This window comes from Nocardia sp. NPDC004278 (assembly GCF_053602975.1).
The window spans coordinates 210,985-229,584 of sequence record NZ_JBSGEQ010000004.1 but is presented as its reverse complement, the minus strand read 5'-3'; the positions used below and the strand labels follow the sequence as shown (position 1 = coordinate 229,584).

Annotated in this window: 20 protein-coding genes; 11 read left to right on the top strand and 9 right to left on the bottom strand. The window is 65.5% G+C overall.

What is annotated here, in order from left to right:
• Positions 1-108: 108 nt before the first annotated feature.
• The gene (locus ACWEO2_RS08325) at positions 109-1,122 is read right to left on the bottom strand and encodes an SMP-30/gluconolactonase/LRE family protein (protein ID WP_452404704.1); all 1,014 of its coding nucleotides are present in this window, start codon (positions 1,120-1,122) and stop codon (positions 109-111) included.
• 126 nt (positions 1,123-1,248) lie between these two features.
• Here ACWEO2_RS08325 and ACWEO2_RS08320 point away from each other — a divergent pair, with 126 nt between their 5' ends.
• Complete coding sequence (locus ACWEO2_RS08320) at positions 1,249-1,707, top strand: MarR family winged helix-turn-helix transcriptional regulator (RefSeq protein WP_355179266.1); 459 nt, start codon at positions 1,249-1,251, stop codon at positions 1,705-1,707.
• Between the two features lie 44 nt (positions 1,708-1,751).
• Here ACWEO2_RS08320 and ACWEO2_RS08315 read toward each other — a convergent pair whose 3' ends face one another.
• Positions 1,752-2,933 (bottom strand): MFS transporter, encoded by a 1,182-nt coding sequence (locus tag ACWEO2_RS08315; RefSeq protein ID WP_452404703.1) that lies wholly within the window; start codon positions 2,931-2,933, stop codon positions 1,752-1,754.
• 46 nt (positions 2,934-2,979) lie between these two features.
• Here ACWEO2_RS08315 and ACWEO2_RS08310 point away from each other — a divergent pair, with 46 nt between their 5' ends.
• On the top strand, positions 2,980-3,300 hold the full coding sequence (locus ACWEO2_RS08310) for an ArsR/SmtB family transcription factor (protein ID WP_452404702.1): 321 nt from the start codon (positions 2,980-2,982) through the stop codon (positions 3,298-3,300).
• 485 nt (positions 3,301-3,785) lie between these two features.
• Here the strand turns inward: ACWEO2_RS08310 and ACWEO2_RS08305 are convergent, their stop codons facing one another.
• Positions 3,786-4,394 (bottom strand): TetR/AcrR family transcriptional regulator, encoded by a 609-nt coding sequence (locus tag ACWEO2_RS08305; protein WP_452404701.1) that lies wholly within the window; start codon positions 4,392-4,394, stop codon positions 3,786-3,788.
• A 59-nt stretch (positions 4,395-4,453) separates the two neighbouring features.
• On the opposite strand from ACWEO2_RS08305, the gene ACWEO2_RS08300 reads away from it, so the two are divergent.
• The 4 genes from ACWEO2_RS08300 (at position 4,454) to ACWEO2_RS08285 (ending at position 7,481) form a co-directional block, all read left to right on the top strand.
• Positions 4,454-4,846 (top strand): DUF2867 domain-containing protein, encoded by a 393-nt coding sequence (locus ACWEO2_RS08300; RefSeq protein WP_452404700.1) that lies wholly within the window; start codon positions 4,454-4,456, stop codon positions 4,844-4,846.
• Positions 4,847-4,904: 58 nt separating this feature from the next.
• Positions 4,905-5,705 (top strand): HAD-IIA family hydrolase, encoded by an 801-nt coding sequence (locus ACWEO2_RS08295; protein ID WP_452404699.1) that lies wholly within the window; start codon positions 4,905-4,907, stop codon positions 5,703-5,705.
• 232 nt (positions 5,706-5,937) lie between these two features.
• A complete protein-coding gene (locus ACWEO2_RS08290; RefSeq protein WP_452404698.1) occupies positions 5,938-6,570 on the top strand; it encodes a TetR/AcrR family transcriptional regulator in 633 nt (210 codons plus the stop codon).
• 50 nt (positions 6,571-6,620) lie between these two features.
• Positions 6,621-7,481 carry an alpha/beta fold hydrolase gene (locus tag ACWEO2_RS08285; RefSeq protein WP_452404697.1) on the top strand — a complete coding sequence of 287 codons (861 nt, stop codon included), beginning with the start codon at positions 6,621-6,623 and terminating at the stop codon, positions 7,479-7,481.
• A gap of 5 nt (positions 7,482-7,486) precedes the next feature.
• Here the strand turns inward: ACWEO2_RS08285 and ACWEO2_RS08280 are convergent, their stop codons facing one another.
• Positions 7,487-8,413, bottom strand: coding sequence for an alcohol dehydrogenase catalytic domain-containing protein (locus ACWEO2_RS08280; protein ID WP_452404696.1), 927 nt, complete (start codon positions 8,411-8,413; stop codon positions 7,487-7,489).
• A gap of 16 nt (positions 8,414-8,429) precedes the next feature.
• On the bottom strand, positions 8,430-8,912 hold the full coding sequence (locus ACWEO2_RS08275) for a luciferase domain-containing protein (RefSeq protein ID WP_452404695.1): 483 nt from the start codon (positions 8,910-8,912) through the stop codon (positions 8,430-8,432).
• A gap of 68 nt (positions 8,913-8,980) precedes the next feature.
• On the opposite strand from ACWEO2_RS08275, the gene ACWEO2_RS08270 reads away from it, so the two are divergent.
• Both ACWEO2_RS08270 and ACWEO2_RS08265 read left to right on the top strand, forming a co-directional pair.
• Positions 8,981-9,415 carry a winged helix-turn-helix transcriptional regulator gene (locus tag ACWEO2_RS08270; RefSeq protein ID WP_452404694.1) on the top strand — a complete coding sequence of 145 codons (435 nt, stop codon included), beginning with the start codon at positions 8,981-8,983 and terminating at the stop codon, positions 9,413-9,415.
• A 9-nt stretch (positions 9,416-9,424) separates the two neighbouring features.
• Complete coding sequence (locus ACWEO2_RS08265; RefSeq protein ID WP_452404693.1) at positions 9,425-9,856, top strand: nitroreductase family deazaflavin-dependent oxidoreductase; 432 nt, start codon at positions 9,425-9,427, stop codon at positions 9,854-9,856.
• Here ACWEO2_RS08265 and ACWEO2_RS08260 read toward each other — a convergent pair.
• The 3 genes from ACWEO2_RS08260 to ACWEO2_RS08250 all read right to left on the bottom strand — a co-directional run bounded on the left by ACWEO2_RS08260 (position 9,853) and on the right by ACWEO2_RS08250 (position 13,568).
• Positions 9,853-10,509 (bottom strand): TetR/AcrR family transcriptional regulator C-terminal domain-containing protein, encoded by a 657-nt coding sequence (locus tag ACWEO2_RS08260; RefSeq protein ID WP_452404692.1) that lies wholly within the window; start codon positions 10,507-10,509, stop codon positions 9,853-9,855. The genes ACWEO2_RS08265 and ACWEO2_RS08260 overlap by 4 nt on opposite strands.
• A complete protein-coding gene (locus ACWEO2_RS08255; protein ID WP_452404691.1) occupies positions 10,506-11,423 on the bottom strand; it encodes an alpha/beta fold hydrolase in 918 nt (305 codons plus the stop codon). Before ACWEO2_RS08255 ends, ACWEO2_RS08260 begins: the two co-directional genes overlap by 4 nt.
• Before the next feature lie 87 nt (positions 11,424-11,510).
• Positions 11,511-13,568 (bottom strand): prolyl oligopeptidase family serine peptidase, encoded by a 2,058-nt coding sequence (locus tag ACWEO2_RS08250; RefSeq protein WP_452404690.1) that lies wholly within the window; start codon positions 13,566-13,568, stop codon positions 11,511-11,513.
• A gap of 169 nt (positions 13,569-13,737) precedes the next feature.
• On the opposite strand from ACWEO2_RS08250, the gene ACWEO2_RS08245 reads away from it, so the two are divergent.
• The 3 genes from ACWEO2_RS08245 (at position 13,738) to ACWEO2_RS08235 (ending at position 17,536) form a co-directional block, all read left to right on the top strand.
• Positions 13,738-14,712 carry a dipeptidase gene (locus tag ACWEO2_RS08245; RefSeq protein WP_452404689.1) on the top strand — a complete coding sequence of 325 codons (975 nt, stop codon included), beginning with the start codon at positions 13,738-13,740 and terminating at the stop codon, positions 14,710-14,712.
• Positions 14,713-15,334: 622 nt separating this feature from the next.
• Entirely contained in the window at positions 15,335-16,735 is a 1,401-nt protein-coding gene (gene lpdA, locus ACWEO2_RS08240; RefSeq protein ID WP_452404688.1) for a dihydrolipoyl dehydrogenase, read from the top strand.
• Between the two features lie 96 nt (positions 16,736-16,831).
• The gene (locus tag ACWEO2_RS08235; RefSeq protein WP_452404687.1) at positions 16,832-17,536 is read left to right on the top strand and encodes a polysaccharide deacetylase family protein; all 705 of its coding nucleotides are present in this window, start codon (positions 16,832-16,834) and stop codon (positions 17,534-17,536) included.
• Positions 17,537-17,900: 364 nt separating this feature from the next.
• Here the strand turns inward: ACWEO2_RS08235 and ACWEO2_RS08230 are convergent, their stop codons facing one another.
• A complete protein-coding gene (locus ACWEO2_RS08230; protein WP_452404686.1) occupies positions 17,901-18,317 on the bottom strand; it encodes a PPOX class F420-dependent oxidoreductase in 417 nt (138 codons plus the stop codon).
• Positions 18,318-18,600 lie beyond the last annotated feature (283 nt).

Sequence of the window (18,600 nt, the reverse complement as noted above, 5' to 3'; positions counted from 1 at the left end):
CGGTTGATCGAGCTTACGTCATGGCGGTGACGCAGCCGCGGACCGCACGGGCGTTTCGTCGGGAAACCCGACGGCCGGTCCGTTCGGCGAACCGGCCGTGCGGCCGGATCAGATGCCGTCGACGCTCAGTACGGCGAACGGAGTGACCGGGGTGCCGGGTCCCATCGGCCCGCCCTTGTCGAATTGGGAGGACACGACCAGGGTCCGATCATTGCTGCGGATCAGGGTGGTGGGGATGCGCAGGGATTCATCGGTGACCGTGCGCTCCAGTTCGGCGCTCGCCCCATCGTCACTGATCTTCCAGCGGGTAATCGTATTGCTGGCATTCTGGGCCGCCCACAGCGTATTACCGTGCAATTCCAGTCCGTCGCCATGTTTCAGGTCGGCGCCGCGCATGGTGACCTTGCGGATCGGATCGGGCGAATTCGGCGCGGTCGCAACGCGATACAGCTCGCCGGAATTCATATCGACGATCAGTAGATAGCGACCGGAATCATCGGAGACTATGCCGTTCAAGGTGAATGCATCCGGTGCGTGCGCGCTGATGGTGCTGCTCAGGTCGAATTGTGTTGTCAGATCGGCCCGTCCGCCATGTGCCGCCGCGTCGGTGACCTGGTTCGGCGTGATCCGGTAGACCAGCGGGCGCAGGCTGTCGGTGAGGTAGGCGGTGCCGTCCGGCGTGATGGCCAGATCGTTCACCAGGTGCGGTCCGGTGCCGGTGACATCGAAGCGGGCGATCAGTGCACGGCTGGTGGTGTCGTAGACCGCGACCCCAGTCGTCGAGTCGATCACCCACAGTCGCCCCGCCGCATCGACTTTCAGCCCATTGGCGGTCTTGCGGCCGTCGGCCCCCTCGGGCAGGAAGGTCTCGGCGCGCTTCGCGCCGGGGGCGGCTCGGTAGATGGCGCCGTTGGCGTAGGAGCCGACGTAGATGTCGCCGGTGCGGGGGTCGGCGGCTATGCCTTCGGGGTAGACGCGATCGCCGGGCAGTTCGTATGCGGTGCTGATGCGCGTGGTCGGTTGGCTGACGTTCGTGGCCTTCGGTGCCTCCGTCGTCGCTGCGCAGGCCGCGACGGCGGTGCAGGCAACGGCGGTGGCGATGGTCGAGATGGTGCGGAACATGCTCATGGCTCCTGGGTGGGGTCGAACATCCGAATGCATTCACATTCTCAAATGAGCACGAAGCTATATTAGAACTCTAATTAACGTCAAGGGGCTAATGAGAAGTTGGGCAGATACCATGCGGACATGACGTCCATGCACTCCTCCGAGCGCCTCGGCTCCTACATCAAGCGCGCCGAACAGGCTCTCAACTCGGCGAAGAGTGCGGCGCTCAAACCGGCGGGCCTCACCGTTCCCCAGTACGGGGCCCTGCTGTTCCTCATCGAAAACCCGGGCATCAACGCCGCGGCGCTGGCCCGCTTGTGCGGGGTGACCCCGCCGACCATGAATACGATCCTGACGAATCTCCAGGACCGCGGCCTCATCGAGCGGACGCCCCACGCCTGGCATAAGAACGTCTTGGAGACCCGGCTCACCGAAGCGGGCGCGGCGCTCGCGAAGGAGGCGGATGCGGCCGCCGTGCGCGTGGAGCGCGCATTGGCCGCCGAATTCACCGAAGCCGAGCACGCCGCCCTGTGCGGACTGCTCACCCGCTGCGCCGACCTACTCGACTCGATCCGCCCCGAATCCGCACCAAAGAAGTAGCTCCCGGTCCGATCGGACCGGGAGCCATTGGGGCGGGTGGATTTTCACGCCGGAGCGACTGCCGCCGTTTCGGTGCGTACCGGTCGGCGCAGGGTGGCGACGCCGAGGGTGAGGGCGACGAAGCCGACCGCGGCCGAGGTCCAGGGGAGCCAGCCCGCACCCGAGGAATCCAGCACCGTGCCGCCGAGCAGCGAGCCGATGCCGCTGCCGAGGTAGATCGCCGAGCCGTTGAGGCCGAGTGCGACGGTCGGCGCGTCGTGGGCAATGGCGAAGAGCCGGAATTGCTGCGGGATCAGAATCGCGGACCCGAAGAGGCCGGTCAGGCCGAGTACCGCGAAGACGGCCCAGGTGGTGTGGGTGGCCGGGCCGAGCAGGAGCAGTCCGATGAGGCTGCCGACGAGCCCGACGGTCAGCGTGCGCGCCGGGCCGAGGCGGTCGACGGCCCGGCCCGCCTGTGCATTGCCGATGACCTGACCGATGCCCATGGCCAGCAGCAGCCAGGCGAGCTGTCCCTGCGGCACCGATGGGGCGACGACGACCGGCAGGTAGACGATGGTGGTGTAGGCCGCGGTCATCTGCAGCGTGGTCACCAGCAGTACCCGCAGCACCGCGGGCCGCGCGAGTACGCCGACGCGATCACGTAATCCGGTGCTCGGCAGGGTGACCCGCGGCAGCAGCAGCACCAGCGCCGCCGCGATGGCACCGCCCGCGGCGATCGCCCAGAGCACTCCGCGCCAGCCGATCCAACGCTCGACGAAGATGCCGATCGGCACGCCAGCGACCGCGGACAGCGTGATCCCGGCGGTGACAACCGACAGTGCCCGCCCCCGGTGCGCATCATCGGCGACGACCCCGGCCACGGCAAAGGCATTGGCCTGGAATGCCGCCGCGCCGATCGCGGCCACGATGCGTGCTCCGGCCATGACCGAAAAGTCCTCAGCCGCAGCCTGTCCGATCATGCCGAGGACGAAAAATACTGCACCGCCGCCCAATACCCAGCGCCGGTCCCACGATCCGGTCGCAGCGGCGATGACCGGTGAGGCGATGGCGTAGGTCCAGGCGAACGTGGTGGTGAGCTGGCCCGCGGTGGCTACCGAAACATTCAGATCGCGGGCGATGAGCGGGAGCATGCCGTTCAGTACGAAACCGTCGGTGCCCAGCACGAAAGTGCCGATGGCGAGTGGAATCAAGGATCGATAGAGATTGTTCGATGGTTGTCGAAGCATCTTACGATGCTGCGATATAATTCGATGGTTGTCAAACGATCGGAGGATGAACGTGCGTCAGCTACCGCAGCCGAGCACCGGTGACCTGGACCTGATCCGGGTGCTCAGCGCCATCGCCGATCCCATTCGGCTGGAACTGATCCGCGCGCTCGCCGGGGTGCGCGAGCCGCTCAGCTGCGGCATCGATGGGTTCGATGTGGAGATCACCGCCGCGACGGCATCGCATCATTGGAAGGTGTTGCGTGATGCGGGCGTCACGACCACCTACGCCTCCGGCCGCAACCGGCTGGTCGAGCTGCGCCGTGACGATCTGGAGGAACGCTTTCCCGGTCTGCTCGACGCGATCATCAATGCCTCGCAACGCTGACTCGGTCTCGAATCGGGTTCCAACAGTGGCGGTTCCAGCGATCGGAACTGCCTCGACCTGAACGCATGCTGTTGACCTGTTCAAACGCCCCAAAAGTAGTGGCTTGACCGCCGAGGCCGCAGCGGGTGCACTTGTTACGAGGGTAAGCCTCGCAAGTCACTCGGGGGGTGGCGACGATGGACACAATCTGGGTGCAGGTCATCGCTGGGCTGCTGCTGTACGGCACGATCGCGTTCATCAGTCTTGCGGGTCGGCGGAGTCGAAATCGCCGCAGGAGCAGCCGATGGAGCGCGGGCGGCAGCGGTGGCGACATTGGCAGTAGGTCCAGCTACGGCTGTGGCGGTGGCGGCGGGTCCAGCTGTGGCGGTGGCTCGAGTTGCGGTGGTGGGTCCGGCTGTGGCGGTGGCTCGAGTTGCGGTGGCGGGTCCGGCTGCGGAGGTGGCGGCGGTGGTTGTGGTGGTGGTGGCGGCAGCTGATCCGCTGCGTCAGCGCCGTTTCGGTGGCAGCAGGCTCTGAAATGCCGTATCCACCAATGTCCTTCGCTGGGCATCGGTGCTCGGGAGTGCGTCGGGGGAGACGCGGGCCAGTTGGTTGAAGCCGTGGTAGATGCTCACGGCGACAACCGCCCTGGTCCGCGCCTGCGCGGCGGTCAGACCCAATTCCCGTAGCAGTTCGGCAATGTATTCGATGCGCCGGTCCGCGACTCGGCGCAATGTCGCGGCGACCGCGGCCTGGTCCGCGGAGGCCAAGAGCGCCAATTCGATGCGTCCGGTGGCCGCGTAATCGATGACATGGGCGAACAGTCGATGCAACCGCTCGGCCGGATCGGTCTCGACACCGATCTCGGTGATCACATCGTCGGTGCTGCGCTGTTCCCAACGCGCCAGTGCCGCATCGATGAGAGCCGCGCGATCCTTGAAGTGCCAATAGAAGCTGCCCTTGGTGGTGCCGAGCCGCTTGGCGATGGGTTCCACCGCGACCGCCGCGAGGCCGCCCGCGGCCAGTGCGTCCAGTGCGGCCTGGGCCCAGTCGTCGGCGCTGAGCCGCCGCGGCGCCGATGTTTTGGCGGTCACACTCCTGCCCTCTTGTGCCATGCCCGTACGTTACCGTATGGTCATTCCATACGCTCCCGTATGGCTACTGGAGGAATGTGATGCCTACTCGTGGACGAGTCGAGATTCCCGAACGGGCGGCCCTGGCTCGCGCATCAGGGTCGAATTGGGACTACATCGATTCCTACGAAATCGCATTGCCGCCGGGCGCTCCCACCGATCCGCGCGAATGGACCCGAAAGATATTCTTCGGCAAGCCTTTTCCTGATCGCGAAAGCGACGAGCGCGAGCATGTCACCGCCGATGCGATGTCGGTCCTCGATTTTGTTGTCTCGGTTCTCATCGACGACGACACGGTCACCATCACCTCTTTGGTCGAATACCGAAATGATTGGGGCCGACGGTATTTCGCCGTTGTTCGCCCATTCCACCGTCGGCTCGTGCCGTGGATGCTGGCACGCGCCGCCCGTGAATTCGCCCGCGGCGGCCGCTGACACGCCATGCCGAGCGGTTGCCGCGCCGACCCCGGGCCAACGGCCGTAGGCTGAATCCATGTCCGGCGACACTCGGATCGGCGGTGTGCTCTACGACATCGACGGCGTGCTGGTGACCTCATGGCGCGAGCTGGAAGGCGCCGCCGACGCCGTGCGCCGGATACGCGAAAGTGGTTTGTGCCGAGCGTTTCTCACCAATACGACCTCGCGCACCTGTGACGAGATCGCCGAGCGGCTGCGGAGCGCCGGATTCGATGTCGACGCCGACGAGATCGTCACCGCCGCCCGGCTCACCGGCGAGTATGTGAGCCGTCGCTATCCGGATGCGCGGGTCTGGGTGCTCAACCACGGCGATATCCGGCCCGACCTCGCCGCTCTCACCCTCGATGACGAACATCCCGATGTCGTCGTAATCGGCGGTGCCGGTGCGGAATTCACCCATCGCGCGCTGAGCCGGGTGGCCGAGCTGATGCTGGACGGTGTGCCGGTCGTCGCCATGCACAGCGGCCTGACCTGGGCCACCGATGACGGACTTCGCATCGATGCCGGCGCCTATCTGCCGGGCTTGGCGGCCGCGGGCAATGCCGAGATCGCGGTGATCGGCAAGCCCGAGCCGGCGGGATTTCGGACTTGTGCGGACCTGATGGGCCTGGATCCGACCGAGGTGTTGATGATCGGCGACGACCTGCACTCCGATGTGCTCGCTGCCCAGCGGGTCGGCATGACCGGAGTTCTGGTGCGCACCGGGAAATTCCGGTCCGCAGTGTTAGCTGGGGCGGCATCGGCGCCGGATCACGTCATTGATTCCGTGGCGGATCTGCCCGCGTTGTTGAAAGGTCTCCGGAACCGCGGAAAATAATTCTAAAAAACTCCTATAAAACACTTTCGGCGTCCAAACCTCTCGGTATCGTCCGCATCGGCAAACTGTCAGTGACGAGGTGTGTGGCCGTAGCTAGATCGGATAGAAGCGAGATTTCGGCGCAATAGCAACCGCGCGGCCAACTTTCGGCTAACGCGAACTCGGCCGAAGGTTGAGACGAACATGCCGATCCATGACGACGGCATCGGGCGCTTAGGTATTGTCTGCCCCAATGTCACAGGATGCGAATACGGGACGAATGTATGCCGGGCAACCCGTAGAGGACCGGCAACGACAACGGCGTGCGCGTTTTCTGGAATCGGGCCTTACGGTCTTTGCGCGCGATGGCTACGCTAATAGTTCGGTCGGCGCGATCTGTAAGGACGCCGGACTCTCCTCACGGCAGTTCTATGAGGAGTTCACCGGCCGCGAGTCTCTCCTACTCGAGCTCTACGCGCAGATCGATAGGGAATCGCGCGAAGCGGTAACCGCCGCCCTCGACAAGAAGTCGGATGCGACCGCCCTGGAGATCATCGACGCGTCCGTGCGCGCTTACGTCGAATCCATCGGCGCCGATCCGCGCAAGGCGCGCGTGGCGCTGGTAGAGGTCGTCGGCGCCGGGCCGAAGGTGGAGAAGTTCCGGCTGGAACTGCGCCGGGTGTGGGGTTCGCTACTAGCCAGCGCCGCCGAGGATGCGGCGATGCACGGCGAAATCCCCACGGGCGACTACGAGATGCGGGTACTCGCCATCATCGGCGCGGTCAACTATGTGGTCGACTCCTGGAGTGGTTCGGATCCGCGGCCGCCACTGGACGATGTGATCCGGGTGCTGAGCCGAGTGATCATGGGTGCGGTCGGCGCGTAGCACGGGTCGCTCCGGACGACCGGTGGTCATCGCGCGGTACGGTGCGCATCATGGAGAAGGTTCCGATCCAGATGCCGGATGGCAGCACCGTGCCGGTGCGGCTGTTCCCGGCGAGCGGAACGCACCGTCACCCGGTGACGCCGGACGCGCCCCGCCCGGTGGTGGTGCTGGTGCCCGGTCTCGGCGTTCCGGCCGGGTACTACGAACTGTTCGCCACCGCATTGGCCGCCCGTGGTTTCGACGCGGCCATCGGAGAACTGCGCGGTGCCGGTGACAGCAGGCCGCGCCCGAGCGCCGCGAGCACCTACGGTTACCACGAATTGGTTTCGGTCGACTTCCCAGCGATCTTCTCGGTGGTGCGCGACCGGTTCCCGGACAGCACCCCGTACCTGCTCGGCCACAGCATGGGCGGCCAGCTCGCCGTGCTGTACGCCTCGCGCATCCGCGGCCGACTCGGCGGACTGATCCTGATCGCCTCCGGTACTCCGTATCACCGTGGCTTCCGCGGGATTTCGGGCCCCGGCATGCTGGTCGGCACGGCGGCCATCTCGATGACGGCCAACCTGGCGGGCTTCTGGCCCGGTGACCGGATCTCGGTGGGCGGGTTCGGGCGCCAGTCGAAAGTGCTGATCTCCGACTGGGCCCGGCTGGCCCGCACCGGTCGCTTCCAGCCGGTCGGCGCGGATATCGACTATGAGGAGCGGCTCGGCAGGCTGAAGCTGCCGGTGCTGTCCATCACCATGACCGACGACGATCTCGTGCCCGGCAGTTCGGCGGCGCATCTGCTGGCGAAGATGCCCAAGGCCGACGTGACGACCTGGGTACAGCCGGAACCCCTGGGACACAACGGCTGGATCCGCAAGTACAGCAGTACCGTCGACCGGATCGAGAAGTGGCTGCGGGACCGCTGACACAGCTAGAGGGTGACCGCCAGCTTGCCGAGGGTGCCACCGGTGAAATCGGCGATCGCGGTTGCGGCGTCGGCCAGTTCGTAGCGTCTGGTGATCGGGATTCGCAGTCTGCCCGCCGCGGCATCCGCGGCCAGGCGATCCAGATTCGTTCGGCTCGGATCGGCCATGACATCGACGGTGGCCAGATCGCGATCGGCGGCATCGACCGGCACGAAATGCACCGTGGAGGCGAATCGGCCACCGCGCGTGACCAATCCGGCGACGGTCGCGCCGTCACCGGCCAGATGTAGTGCGGCTGGCACGCCATCGGGGGCCAGCTCGCGAACTCGGTCCACCAGGTCCGCGGGGTCGACGGCATGGTGGGCGCCGAGTGCCGAGACGAACTCGGTTTCCGCGCCGGGCCGTGCCGTGGCGATGACGACGGCGCCGCGCGCCGTCGCCAGTTGGATGGCATAGCCACCGACACCGCCGGTCGCACCCGAAATCAACAGGGGTGCATCGGGTTTCGGTTCGAGCGCGTCGAGTGCGGTCAGCGCGGCCGTACCGGCGAGGCCGAGTGCGCCCGCTGCGGCGTCGTCGAGGCCGGAGGGGATCCGCGCAATGCCGTAACCCGCTGGCACCGCCACATATTCGGCGAGGCTGCCCTGCCCCAGCGTTGTCCGCATGACGACACCGAAAACCTTTTCGTCCACGGCCAGGTCGGTGACCTGCGCGCCGACGGCGGCGATGGTGCCCGCGAAATCCTTGCCGAGCACGACCGGGAACTCGTGCTCGAATACCCCGCGCATATAGCCGCCGAGCACGCCGAGGTCGAAGCCGTTGATCGAGGTGTGCCGCACCCGGATCAGTACTTCGTCGGGTTCGGGCACGGGCACGGGCAATTCGGTGATGGTCGCGGGCTGGTCGAAGCCGGTAAACGCGATTGCGCGCATTGCTATGTCTCGCTTCCTATTTCGTGGGGGTGCGGTTGGCGGCCTGTAGCCATGAGGCGTGCAGTGCGGCGATGGCCAGGTCGAGTTCGGATTCATCGCGGGGCGCGTAGAGCATCACGATCGTGTCCGGCCATTCCGGCCGCCTGCTGATCGGATGCGGTTCGATCCAGCCCGCCTCGGTCAGTGGCGGTATGACCTCGCGGGGCAGGGTGAGGTGGAGAAATCCGCTCCGGTGGATGTGGCCGAATTCGTCGCGGCTCGGGTGCAGGAAGGCTTCCCACGGTCCGCGTGGATCGCGCAACCGGAGGGCGAGCGAACTCGGTTCCGAGACCTGGCTCGGCCCGGTGAATACATCCGGTAGCGCCTGGGCGTATTCGACCAGGGCGGCCCGAATCTCAGCCGGAGCGAAGCCGTCGAGCTGGTCGTGCGGTATCTCTCGGCCGGTCGTGGTCGGCCGGGGGCCGGACCGGCGCGACGGGGCCGCTAGATCGACATTCATGTTTCACCACACTTTCTGTTCGTTGGTTACTTCTTGTGTGCAAGTGAAATCCTGTCGACAATGGGCTGGTGACGGAAGAAGGCACTTTGACCTGCGTACCGAACACCGATGTGCGTGCGGTGACCGGCGATGAACCGATCGGCGAGGGGGCGGCGCTGTGTCAGCTCCGCGATGTGTTGGATCGGGTCGGCGACAAGTGGAGTGTGCTGGTCATGGCCTTGCTGACCGATGGGCCGCACCGGTATTCGCAGTTGCAGCGCTCGATCGAGGGGATCTCGCAGCGCATGCTCACCCTCACGTTGCGCAGCCTCGAACGTGACGGCCTGGTCGCGCGCACGGTGACGCCGACCTCACCGCCGCGGGTGGATTACCAGCTGACCTCCGTCGGCGCGACGCTGTCGACGCAGGTCAACGCGCTCATCGATTGGGCGCAGGGGCATCGCGAATATGTGGCGAGCGCGCGCCTGCGCTACGACGAGGCACAATCGGGCAAGTCGTCATAGGCTGGTGTCGTGTCGAATGAGCAACGGCGGCAATTGAATCAGGAGATCGTCGCGGAGTTCCGCGCCAATGCGGGGGTGGTCGGCGGGCAGTTCGCGAACATACCCCTACTGCTCCTGACCACGACCGGTGCGCGCACCGGGGCGGCATTCACCTGGCCGCTGGCCTATCAGCGCGACGGTGACCGAGTGGTGGTGTTCGCCGCCAATGGCGGTCGGGAGAACCGTCCGGGGTGGTATCACAATCTGGTCGCACATCCCGAGGCCATCGTCGAGTTCGGGAACGAGTCGTGGCCCGTGATCGCTTCGGTTGCCGAAGGAGCCGAGCGGCAACAGCTTTGGGAACGCCAGTTGGTGGTCGCGCCGTTCCTTGCCGACTTTCAGGCCAAGGTGTCCTGGGAGATCCCGGTCGTGATGCTCACCCGGCCGAACGGCACTTCCTAAGCGCGGCTCGGCTTTTCGCCCAGATGCCTGCCGAATCCGTCGAGCATCGCGGTGAGGCCGATCGCGAAGTGATCGCTGTCCGCGGCGGCATCGGCGGCCGCGGCGAGGGTGTTGTAGTTCGGTGCGTCCGGCGCGGGCTTGCGGCTGCGCTGTGCCGCGACGGCGGCCACCGTATGGCTCAGGATGTGCCCGACCACGTATTCGCGTAGGCAGCGGGCGAACTGCAGGGCCACGGCGGGCGTAAAGCCGACGCCCTGCAGGCGTTCCAGCATCCAATTTCCGGTCTCGATCGCGGCGGCGCTGCGGACCGGTCGGGTGGCGAAGATCGGCACCGCATTCGGATGCCGCCGCAGGGTGGAACGCAGTCGATGTGCATAGGCGCTCATCAGCTCCGGCCAATCCGCCTGCCACGGTAGCGTTTCCATCTCCAACTCGTCGAACATTGCCTCGGCGATGCCGTCGAACAGCTCCTGCTGATCGGTGAAGTGCCGATAGGCCGCCATCGGGTCCGCGCCGAGCGCCGCACCCAATTTTCGCATGGTGAAGCCGTCGAGCCCCGCGCTATCGATGACGGTCAATGCCACCGCGGCGATGTGATCACGGTTCAATGCGGTCCGGGTGCTCGGCTGCCTGCGCCCACCTGTTCGGCTCATCGCAAGGTCCCTTCGCCCATCTCGTCGAACAGTTCGAGCAGCCGATCGACGAATTCCTTCGGCCGCAACTGGTAGGGCACATGCCCACCCGGGAATTCCACACAGTCCCGGCCGAGTTCGCCAGCCAGTGCGTGGGTGGCGAGGTAGTACGGCTTGCCGACACTCTCGCGTCCGGTGCCGAGCCGCCATGGCACCTCGACCTTCCGGAGGGCGGCCAGATCCGGGTGATAGTCGAAGCAGAAGGCGGGCAGTTCGCGGACGAGCAGCAGGTCGGCATTGTTCAGCTGGCGGGTCATGGTCGAGGGCCGAGCTCGGGTAATCCGCCGCAGCGCGGCGCCGATCGTCAATGAAACCCGAGTTCCGCCCGCCATGAAGTCCTGTCCGAACCTCGACCGCAATACCCGCGGCACATTCGGCATCGTCAGCACGCCGAATGCGGCGAAGGCGCGCAGCGGGCTCTTCTCGATCGCGAGCCTGCCGATCTCGACGAGCTCCGAACGCGCCGGACTCGCCTCGGGCAGCAACTGGACGAGCGGTGCTTCGTGCACGACCGCGTCGTTGAGTCGGCCGGCGTGCGCCGCGAGCAGTTCCAGCGTGATGATCGCCGCGCCACTGCTGCCGAAGATATGGGCGCGGTCGATGGCGTACGCGTCGAGGATCGCGATGACATCGGCCGCCTGCGTCGCGATATCGATCGCGGCGTGCGGGTCGGTGAACGGGCTGCGCGAGTTGCCGCGCCGGTCGAAGGTGATGACGCGGTAGCGGTCGGCCAGTAGTGGCACGACCGCCTCGTACATTCCGGCGTCACCGCCGCCGCCGGGGATGAGTACCAGGTCCGGTCCGGTTCCGGCCGATTCGGTATGCAGTTGCGCGCCGGTGGTCTCGACGATTCGTACGGCGCTCTCGTTCGTCATGTCTACAACGTAGACCAGGTCTACGTTGTAGACAATGGCGCAAAAGTCGGCCCGGTGCACGTTGCTGCACCGGGCCGGGGGATCGGCTCAGGCGGACCGTTCCATCAGCATCTGGGTGAAGAATTCGTAGATGAGTCCGGCCTGGAATGCGGACTGTTTGTTGTCGGCCGCGCCGCCGTGGCCGCCCTCGATATTCTCGTGGTACCAGACGGTGTGGCCCTGTTCCTCGAGCAGTGCGGCCATTTTGCGGGCGTGACCGGGGTGTACTCGGTCGTCGCGGGTGGAGGTGGTGAGCAGGATCGGCGGGTAGGCCCCATCGGCGCGGACATTCTGGTACGGCGAGTACTTGCTGATGTACTCCCACTCCTCGGGCTTATCCGGATCGCCGTATTCGGCCGTCCACGACGCACCGGCCAGCAGCAGGTGGTAGCGCTGCATATCGAGCAGCGGGACCTGGCAGACGATGGCCCCGAACAGCTCCGGGTAGCGGGTCAGCATGACGCCCATGAGCAGGCCGCCATTGCTGCCGCCCACGGCACCGAGTTGATCCGCCGTGGTGATACCGCGGGCCACCAGATCCTTGGCGATCGAGGAGAAGTCCTCATAGACCTTGTGCCGGTTGGCCTTCTGTACCGAGGTGTGCCACTGCGGGCCGTATTCGCCACCGCCGCGGATATTGGTCATCACCCAGGTGCCGCCGCGTTCCAGCCAGCCCATCCCGGACGCGCCGCTGTAGGCAGGGGTGCGCGAAACCTCGAAGCCGCCGTAGCCCGACATCACCGTCGGCCCGGCGGTGCCCTTGTGATCGCGATGCCGGATCACGAAGTACGGCACCATGGTTCCGTCATCGGACCGGGCGAAGAACTGCTCGGTCTCGACGCCGTCGGCGTCGAAGAAGCCCGGTTCCTGTTTGAGTTGTTCGGTCCGGCCGCCGACCGCGCTTGCGAGCAGGGTGGCCGGAGTGGTGAATCCGCTTGTGGTCAGCATGAATTCGTCGCCGCCCTCGAGCGGGTCCAGATTCATCACACTGGTGGTCGCCATCGGCGGGGTGTCGGCCAGCGGTTCCCGGTGCCAGCCATCCGGGCCAGGGGTGAGGACGTAGAGCTTGGTCTGCACATCCTCCAGGGTGATGAGCAGCAGATGGTTCTCGGTCCAGCCGTAGCCGTGCAGCGAGGTGTGCGCGTCCGGGGTGAAGACCACCTCGAATTCCCTTGCACCGGAGAGGAATTTCTCGAAGTCGATGGCCAGTAGCGCACCGGCGGGGTAGGTGGTGTCGGCGATCGTCCACGGCGACTTCAGGCGCACCAGGAACCAGTCCTTGTACCAGGATTCGCTGGCATCGGTCGGCACCTCGAGATGCCGTAGGCTGCCGTCGCCTTCGAGCAGGTACACCTCTTCATTGAAGAAGTCGGTGGCCCGGCCGACGAAATGCCGTTCGTAGCCGGGTGTCCGGTCGTAGCCCGCGGAGACCGCGACATCGCCGGGCGCACCCTCGAACACCGTCTCCGCCTCGGTGAGCGGGGTGCCGCGCCGCCAGCGCTTGGCAATGCGCGGATATCCGGAATCGGTGAGCGAGCCGGGACCGAAATCGGTGCCGACATAGACCGAGTCGATATCGATCCAGCGGATCTCGGACTTCGCCTCGGGCAGGAAGTAACCGCCGTCGGCCGGATCGATGAATTCCCTTGTTTCGATATCGAATTCGCGCACGACCTTGGCATCGGCGCCGCCGCGGGACAGGCTGATCAGCGCGCGTGACTGTTCCGGCCGCAGCACCGCGGCGCCGCCCCATACCCAGTTCTCGTGCTCCGCGGTGCCGAGCGCGTCCAGGTCGATCAGCACATCCCAGTCCGGCGACTCCTTGGCGTATTCGGCGAAGGTGGTGCGCCGCCACAATCCGCGCGGATGGTCGGCATCGCGCCAGAAGTTGTAGAGCCACCGGCCGCGGCGGCCCGGGTAGGCGATCTTGGTATCGGTATCGAGCATGTCGAGGATGCGGTGCTCGAGTTCGGTGAACCGATCGGAACTGGCAAAACGCTCGACGACCACGTCGTTGTGCGCGCGGGCGAAGTCGAGGGCCCGTTCATCGGTTACTTCTTCGAGCCACAGGTAGGGATCGGTCACAGTCAGCTCAACGCCCGTCATGTCCAGATTGTTGCCGAGGGTCCTCGGAAGGTGAGATATCACTCGCTAAATCGGGCATATCGGGCACGCTGTTACGGATTGCTCGACATCGGGTCCAGGGCTGTCGTACCTACCGGTCGGCTCAGTAGGATCGCTGCTCCGAGACCGATCCGACCGGGAGGTGGCCGGTTTGCCACAGTTTCTCTGGGAGCAGCACTGCTGCCTGCCGCTACTGCATTCGGCGCGGATCGCGGACCTTGCGCGGTATCCGCTCGGATCGTATTTATCGGTGAACGTGGGATATTCGCGGCAGTCGACCGAGGATTCGCTGGCCTTGCTGCACAAGTTCCGTCGGGATGCGCTGGGCGACGGTCGGTTCCGGCTGGTCGAGCGATTCGCCGATATCGGTACGTCCGATTCGATTGCGCTGGCCTTCGATCTGGAGGATTCGGGGCCGCTCGGTGGTGATCTGGATAACGTCGAGATGTTCTACGAGTTGGGTGTTCGCTCAATGCTGCCGACCTATAACCATGCCAATGCGGCCGGTTGCGGTTGCCTGGACACCGACGACACCGGGCTGACCGCCTACGGCCGCGATCTGGTGCGCGAGCAGAACGAGGTCGGCGTATTCGTCGACGGTTCGCACTGTTCGCCACGGACCGGACTGGATCTGGCCGAGTGCACCGTGGTCCCGATGATCTACAGCCATTCCAATTTCGCGGCATTGTGGGAACATCCGCGCAATATCACCGATGCGCAGGCACTGGCCTGTGCGGCGACCGGTGGGGTCATCGGTATCAATGGGGTGGGAATCTTCCTTGGGCAGAATGCGATCGATGGCCGTGCGGCGCGGGTGCGGGCCATGGCCGCGCATATCGAATACGGTGCCGAACTCGTCGGCATCGAACATATCGGCGTCGGCTCCGATTACTCCTTCGATGCCGAGGACTTCAATGACATGCTGATGCAGGATCCGGGCGCGTTTTCCGACGCGTATACGAAATGGGGTCCGCTGCAATGGGTTCCGCCGGAGGATCTATTGGGGCTGAACGGGTTGCCCGGGTTGGATGCGGCACTCGCCGAGCGTGGATTCAGTGCGGCCGACCGGGCGGCGGTATTCGGTGGCAACTTCGCCCGGATCGCACGGGAGGTCTGGCGGGACTGATAGCGGCCCCTCGACCGGTCCGCCACGGTCGGATCGGGAGTCGGCTTATTCGATCGAGCTTGCTGGACAGTGCCGTGTTGCCCGGGGTGGGGTGGTGGGTCTGGTCTGCGCCGACGCTCGTCTGTCCAGCGTGCTGAGGGGTATTCGCCGTGTTGTCGGGGTGTGTGGGTGTGGTCTGCGCCCGACGTCCGGCCGTCCACCGCGCCGAGCATTGGGCGGATAGGCGGGGTGATGCGGGTTGTTGAACGAGATCGAAGGTGAGCGGAACCGATCTATCTCCAACCTCGGTTCGTCCCGGTCGATTCGGCACCGGCGAAAGGGCCGATCGTGGATGTCCGGCGGTGCGCGGCGTCGAGTAAATAATGTTCACGAAAGTCCGCTTGTAATGCGCCGCCAACACCGATCGCCGTACTCGATAGCTAATAGTTATCAGCTATCGAACCTGTTGGCGGTGCGAGTGGATTTAGTTCACCGCCGCAGTGTGGCGCAGCAGACAGCCAGGGTGTCATTGCGCCTCCATGTCGGCCTGCGCACCGGAAAGCGGCTGCACTATGTGGCGCACGTCTCATAGTTGCAGGGGGAAGGTGGGTGATGTGTGCGCGACGGAGTTAGGCTCGACCACGTGACTTCCCATTACGACGTTGTCGTTCTCGGTGCCGGTCCTGGCGGTTATGTCGCCGCCATCCGCGCGGCACAACTTGGCCTCCGTACCGCGATCGTCGAGCAGAAGTATTGGGGTGGTGTCTGCCTCAATGTGGGCTGCATCCCTTCCAAGGCGCTGCTGCGCAATGCGGAACTGGCGCACATCTTCACCAAGGAAGCCAAGACCTTCGGCATCTCGGGCGATGTGAGCTTCGACTTCGGCGCCGCATTCGACCGCAGCCGCAAGGTCGCCGACGGCCGGGTCAAGGGCGTCCACTTCCTGATGAAGAAGAACAAGATCGACGAGTTCGACGGCACGGGCACGTTCACCGATGCGAACACCCTCTCGGTCGCGCTGTCCAGCGGCGGCACCGAGACGATCACCTTCTCGAATGTCATCATCGCCACCGGCACCGTCACCAAGCTGCTGCCGGGCACCTCGCTCAGCGCGAATGTGGTGACCTACGAGGAGCAGATCCTCACCCGCGACCTGCCCGGCTCGATCCTCATCGTCGGCGCTGGCGCAATCGGCATGGAGTTCGGCTACGTCCTGAAGAACTACGGCGTCGACGTGCGCATCGTGGAGTTCCTGGATCGCGCGCTGCCGAACGAGGACGTCGACGTCTCCAAGGAGATCACCAAGCAGTACAAGAAGCTCGGCATCACCATCACCACCAGTGCGGCCGTGCAGACGATCGACGATGACGGTTCCAAGGTCACCGTGTCGATCAAGGACAACAAGACCGGCACCCTGGAGACGGTCACCGTCGACAAGGTGCTGCAGGCCGTCGGCTTCGCGCCCCGGGTCGAGGGCTACGGCCTGGAGAACACCGGTGTCGCGCTCGAGCGCGGCGCCATCGTCATCGACGACAACATGCGCACCAATGTGCCGCACATCTACGCCATCGGCGACGTGACCGCGAAGCTGCAGCTCGCCCACGTCGCGGAGGCTCAGGGCGTGGTGGCCGCGGAGACCATCGCCGGTGCGCCGACGGTGACCCTCGGCGACTACCGGATGATGCCGCGCGCCACCTTCTGCCAGCCGCAGGTCGCCAGCTTCGGCCTCACCGAGCAGCAGGCCCGCGACGAAGGCTACGACGTGAAGGTCGCCACCTTCCCGTTCACCGCCAACGGCAAGGCGCACGGCCTCGGCGATCCGACCGGTTTCGTCAAGCTGGTCGCCGACGCCAAGTACGGCGAACTGCTCGGCGGCCACCTCATCGGTCCCGACGTCTCCGAACTGCTGCCGGAGATGACCCTGGCCCAGAAGTGGGACCTGACCGTCAACGAGCTGATCCGCAACGTCCACACCCACCCGACGTTGAGCGAAGCGCTGCAGGAAGCGTTCCACGGCCTCGCGGGCCACATGATCAACTTCTGATCATTCGACGAGACGGTGGCGTCCGGTCCGGAAGGGCCGGGCGCCACCGTTTTTCGTGGGCGCGGTCGTCGAAGGCGGTCTGGTATACACGGATTGATGCTGCGTAGGTTGCTGATCGCCGGTGCGCTGTTCGTTGCCGTCGTGGTGCTGCTCGGGGCCGGCACCTATTACCTGATGAATTCGCGGACCTACCAACTCGCGGGACGCATCGTGCACCACGTCGACACGGACGACAAGCTGGTTGCGCTGACCATCGATGACGGGCCGTCCCCGCAATACCCCGAAGTGTTGAAAGTCCTTGCGGACGCGCAGATTCCGGCGACGTTCTATCTGATCGGCGAGAATCTGGCCGCGCGGCCGGAGGCCGGGCGTGCGATCGCGCAGGCCGGGCACGAACTCGGCAACCACAGCTTTACCCACCAGCGGATGGTGTTCGTCTCGGCCGATACCGTTCGGGACGAGCTGGAACGCACGGATGCCGAGATCCGCGCAACCGGCTATCAGGGGCCGATCACCTTCCGCCCGCCGTTCGGCAAGAAGCTGTGGGCATTGCCGAAGTATCTGTCGGATCACGATCGGACCACGGTGACCTGGGATGTGGAGCCCGACTCCGGCAAGGTGGCCAGCACCGATGGGATCGTCGCGGAAACGGTGGCCCAGGTGCGGCCGGGTTCCATTGTGCTGCTGCATGTCTGGAGCGATCAAGGGGCGGCTTCGCGGGCGGCGATACCGCGGATCGTCAGCGAATTGCGTTCCAGGGGGTACAGTTTCGTCACTGTTTCGAATCTGATCGGCCACTAGGTGCGCGCGGGGTCAGCAGCCGATCACGGTCCACCCCTGCACCGGTTGCACGCGCCGGATCGGTCCAGACCTGGAATTTCTCGGCGATCCACGCCAATTGCGCGATCAGGGAATCAGTGCCGGGGATCGGCCTGTCGCAATTCTGCGGGATCCCGTGGATTCAGCTCTAGGACGGCATACGGCCGGAAATCATCGCGGGTCACGTGGATCGCGGCCCACGGGGTCACGCATCAGAATGTGATATTTCGCCCGATCGGGGCATGGATGTCGAGTGGAGGAAGGTAGCCCACGACGAACTGCTCCGCCATCTCTGCGGATTCCGCGCAGGGGCATCGCGGCCGATTCCGATCCGTATCGTCGCCGATCAGAGCATTCCGTACGCGTGGGTGGGAGTGATGCGGACCAGCGCGCGGCGATCCTTGACCATCGCCTCGCGGTATTCGGTCCAATCGGGGTGTTCGCCGGAGGCCGCGCGGTAGTAGTCGACCAATTCGTCGACGGTGGCATCGTCGGGAGCGGCGGCGACGGGAGTCACCTCGACGTTCCCTTCGAGGACGGCGTACGCCCAGAAGTCATCCTGGGTCACATGGATCGCGGCCCACGGGTCACGCACCAGGTTGTGATATTTCGCCCGATCGGCGGTGATGGAGATGCGAATGATCCCGTCATCGCCGATGACGTGCAGCACGTTGGACAGTTGCGGCCGGCCATTGCGCCGAATCGTGGTCAGTACCGACCGGCGGTGGGCGCGAGCGAAGTCGAGCGCGGAGGAAAGTTCCATACCCAGGTCAACGGGTCGCCGCCTTCGGCCCTTCCCACGCAGCATGAACCTGGCCGCCTTTCGATTCCCCGATGGCGCGGCTGGTGCTGCCCTTTGCTCGAGCCGTAACGCCCCGGGGCCTCGGTGCGGCAGTTCTTCACTGCGGCGGTCGCGCCCTTGCATCGGGGCTGGTGAACCGACTACGCGCGCCGCCTCGACTGCGTGGTGATCGTCGGACCCGATGCCTCGGCTGCGTGGTGATCGTCGGACCCGATGCCTCGGCTGCGTGGTGATCGTCGGACCC

What these genes read in the sequence shown, in the direction of transcription:
- ACWEO2_RS08325 (WP_452404704.1), bottom strand. Translation starts at nt 1,122, where the DNA reads ATGTTCCGCACCATCTCGACCATCGCCACCGCCGTTGCCTGCACCGCC.
- ACWEO2_RS08320 (WP_355179266.1), top strand. Translation starts at nt 1,249, where the DNA reads ATGACGTCCATGCACTCCTCCGAGCGCCTCGGCTCCTACATCAAGCGC.
- ACWEO2_RS08315 (WP_452404703.1), bottom strand. Translation starts at nt 2,933, where the DNA reads ATGCTTCGACAACCATCGAACAATCTCTATCGATCCTTGATTCCACTC.
- ACWEO2_RS08310 (WP_452404702.1), top strand. Translation starts at nt 2,980, where the DNA reads ATGAACGTGCGTCAGCTACCGCAGCCGAGCACCGGTGACCTGGACCTG.
- ACWEO2_RS08305 (WP_452404701.1), bottom strand. Translation starts at nt 4,394, where the DNA reads ATGGCACAAGAGGGCAGGAGTGTGACCGCCAAAACATCGGCGCCGCGG.
- ACWEO2_RS08300 (WP_452404700.1), top strand. Translation starts at nt 4,454, where the DNA reads ATGCCTACTCGTGGACGAGTCGAGATTCCCGAACGGGCGGCCCTGGCT.
- ACWEO2_RS08295 (WP_452404699.1), top strand. Translation starts at nt 4,905, where the DNA reads ATGTCCGGCGACACTCGGATCGGCGGTGTGCTCTACGACATCGACGGC.
- ACWEO2_RS08290 (WP_452404698.1), top strand. Translation starts at nt 5,938, where the DNA reads ATGTCACAGGATGCGAATACGGGACGAATGTATGCCGGGCAACCCGTA.
- ACWEO2_RS08285 (WP_452404697.1), top strand. Translation starts at nt 6,621, where the DNA reads ATGGAGAAGGTTCCGATCCAGATGCCGGATGGCAGCACCGTGCCGGTG.
- ACWEO2_RS08280 (WP_452404696.1), bottom strand. Translation starts at nt 8,413, where the DNA reads ATGCGCGCAATCGCGTTTACCGGCTTCGACCAGCCCGCGACCATCACC.
- ACWEO2_RS08275 (WP_452404695.1), bottom strand. Translation starts at nt 8,912, where the DNA reads ATGAATGTCGATCTAGCGGCCCCGTCGCGCCGGTCCGGCCCCCGGCCG.
- ACWEO2_RS08260 (WP_452404692.1), bottom strand. Translation starts at nt 10,509, where the DNA reads ATGAGCCGAACAGGTGGGCGCAGGCAGCCGAGCACCCGGACCGCATTG.
- ACWEO2_RS08255 (WP_452404691.1), bottom strand. Translation starts at nt 11,423, where the DNA reads ATGACGAACGAGAGCGCCGTACGAATCGTCGAGACCACCGGCGCGCAA.
- ACWEO2_RS08250 (WP_452404690.1), bottom strand. Translation starts at nt 13,568, where the DNA reads ATGACGGGCGTTGAGCTGACTGTGACCGATCCCTACCTGTGGCTCGAA.
- ACWEO2_RS08235 (WP_452404687.1), top strand. Translation starts at nt 16,832, where the DNA reads ATGCTGCGTAGGTTGCTGATCGCCGGTGCGCTGTTCGTTGCCGTCGTG.
- ACWEO2_RS08230 (WP_452404686.1), bottom strand. Translation starts at nt 18,317, where the DNA reads ATGGAACTTTCCTCCGCGCTCGACTTCGCTCGCGCCCACCGCCGGTCG.